The following is a 2,875-nucleotide window of genomic DNA, read 5'->3' as shown; positions in this document are numbered from 1 at the left end:
AGCCAAGCAAAATTAGTGTGCCAATGAAGCAGAAACGTTGCATGATGAACCCCGGCTTCTTGGAGCAAGTCTTAGTTGCTGGATTTAAGTCAATGACTAAATTCTAACCATTCATGCGGACGCCCTGGGGCTAGTGCCGATTGGCGTAGCGATGAAACGGCGAACCTTACCTCCTTTTTTTTATGACATCACGACTACGACATGATGGACATTTAATATGAGGATTGTGTGCTACGTGAAAGATGGTCGCGTCACCATCAAACTCTGTAGAGCAATAATGGAAAGGGCCGCGTATTCCAAAGCGATGGTAAAGAAGTGAAGTTGACATTAACTGGCTATTTTTGGCGATATGGTATCAGAAAAGCCATTCAGGTATCGATTTTCCGGATGAACCCAAAACTCAAACAGTCAAGGCTAAGTTGGCCACGGTTAAGAATCCGCAACAAAGAAAGCACACTTTCAGCGATGATGCAGCCTTTGTAAAACCAAACTTTCCGTGTGGAGCATCCAACAACATTGAAACATCGAGGTTTGATAGTTTTCAGCGACTTTGAAACTGCTGAAAATTCAACACTTTCTACCAAGTCAGCATCAGAAACACTAGAAAGCCAAATTGTGCGACTTGAACGCTAGAAGCTGAGCTCTAAGAAGAATTGAGCTTAGATTTTGATGGTTTTAGCCTTTAAGAAGCTAACGCCCGGCTAAGGGGTTGACAACGCACCACCGAACTCAAAAAACACACTGTAAACGCTGAACTTCAATTTTGCACTAAAACCACCACGCGTTGGCAATCCCTCTTGAGCCGTTTGTTAAATTACAATTGCTTGTAGAAGTAAACTGTTGCTTCTAACTTTCCGCTAGAACTACGCGCAAACTCTGGAATTTGACCAGCTTCGATGTAGCCAATCGAACGATATAGTAAAGAAGCCACATCACCTAAGCGAGTATCCAAAACGAGTAACTGCAAACTAAGCTCTAATGCCGTTTTTTCCATCAGTGACATTAATTTCTTACTGACACCTTGGCCACGAGCACTTGTTTTAACCATCAATTTTTCAACTTCCCCTCGATGTAAACCATTTGCTTTAGAGCATAGAGAAAGTTGAACTGCACCGATGATGGCATTTTCATCTTGAGCAATAAATAAACGACGGTTTCCTGACTTTAAATCCGATTCTACCCCACTCCAGTATGACTCGATTTCTTCTCTGTCGATCGGAGTTAAAAAACCGACTGAAGCACCGCTCTCAACACAATCTATAAGCAATGAATTTAACTGAACTGAGACGCTGGAGGTTGAATTAATTTCCTTTATTTCCACTGAACTATCCTTGTAATTTAACGCCCGGCTAAGGGGTTGACAACGCACCGCCGAACTCAAAAAACACACTGTAAACACTGAACTTCAATTTTGTACTAAAACCGCCAAGCGTTGGCAATCCCTCTTGAGCCGTTTGTTATGCAAATTCAATAAGATAAACTGACTTTACTCGATCAAAAACCACAATTTCAATGGTTGAGTGGTTCAAGAATCAGCCCAAGCAAGAACTGTGATAAATGAGCCGCCAAAACAAAGCCCACCTTTCAACAACAAACCAAGCTTTTGAATGAAACAAACTCACCGAGCAAGACTTTCAACAAGTACAAAATGTTCGATAAACTTGCCCTTTCCACACTTTGCGCCCACAAAATTAGCAACGCGCCAACGTTAAAACTGATTGAGGCAAACAAAGAACCTTGTCTGTTTTACGGCTTGAGTGAACCACGAATTTTATGGTCAAAAAGCTCATTTGCCGACAACACAAAACGAATGGCCGGAGAAATCCCACAAGATTGAACCCCTAATTTTACCTGAGTTGCATAACGCCCGCTTAAGGGGCAGACAACGCTACTACCAAGATTCCGCATAACACAGTAACCACATAAACCAATGCATTATAAAAATGCCGCGCGTTGGCTGTCCCTCTTGAAGCGTTTGTTATATTTATTTAGCACCAATTTGTTCTTGATACCTTTCAACCCACTCAGATTTATATCTTGTCTTATTATTAATAGATACAAGCTGATCAAGCAATGGAGATTTTTGACTCCATCCGCATGCCTGCTCATATAGCCTAAAACTTAATAATGCATTAATAAAATTATTATCTAAAGCAGCTTCTACGACATCCATAAATTCATTGACCTCATCAAGACTTTCAATTGAATTAACATATTTAAGTATTATGCTGAATGAAATCTCACAATTAGCAGTAAAATTATTAATCATGTCAAAAATTAGCTTATTGTTAACATTAATAGAGTCCTTAATAGACATATACTTCATTAGAGAAACCTTTACACTTTCATCAGTAAACATATGAAATTTGTTATCAGCAATTTGAATAGGTCTATCAAATGCATTTAGATAGCTGTCAATATTTGGCAGCATGTTATTGTTAAATATAGCTATTAAACTAATAAGATAGTTTCTTCTATCTTGTTTTTTTATTAATTCAATTTCAATATTGTTGTTTGTATTATTTTCATTAATTGATTTAATTACAAAAAGAACAGAAACCAAGGAAAATATAGGAGATAGTACACCGCCAACAAATGACCCAAACGCTCCCCAGTCAGAATTTAATGTGCTTAAAGCATAATCATTAACAACAACCATTACAAAATACCATACGGCTATTGGTATCAGATACACTATCAGTAAAATAGCAAACACATTCTTTATTTTCACCAAAATCTCCAATAAATATAACGCCGCGTTAAGGGGCGCAGGCACGCACTACACAAGTGACCGCATGACAACTTAACCACTAAACCCAACGCAAATTGAAAATGCCACGCGTGCCAAGTCCCTCTTGAACGCTTTGTTATGTTT

The 2,875-nt window shown here is 38.9% G+C and carries 2 protein-coding genes and 1 pseudogene; all 3 read right to left on the bottom strand.

Annotation, left to right across the window (positions count from 1 at the left end; translation table 11 throughout):
* Nucleotides 1-327: 327 nt before the first annotated feature.
* Nucleotides 328-517, bottom strand: a pseudogene (locus UF06_RS28445) (DUF645 family protein).
* Nucleotides 518-814: 297 nt separating this feature from the next.
* Complete coding sequence (locus UF06_RS17835; RefSeq protein WP_045571648.1) at nucleotides 815-1,321, bottom strand: GNAT family N-acetyltransferase; 507 nt, start codon at nucleotides 1,319-1,321, stop codon at nucleotides 815-817.
* A 663-nt stretch (nucleotides 1,322-1,984) separates the two neighbouring features.
* Entirely contained in the window at nucleotides 1,985-2,731 is a 747-nt protein-coding gene (locus tag UF06_RS17825; RefSeq protein WP_045571646.1) for a hypothetical protein, read from the bottom strand.
* Nucleotides 2,732-2,875 lie beyond the last annotated feature (144 nt).

The sequence above is a fragment of the Vibrio sp. S234-5 genome, assembly GCF_000960595.1.
Classification (GTDB): Bacteria; Pseudomonadota; Gammaproteobacteria; order Enterobacterales; family Vibrionaceae; genus Vibrio.
The sequence above is the reverse complement of the archived record's forward strand: the minus strand, read 5'-3'. Positions and strand labels throughout refer to the sequence as shown.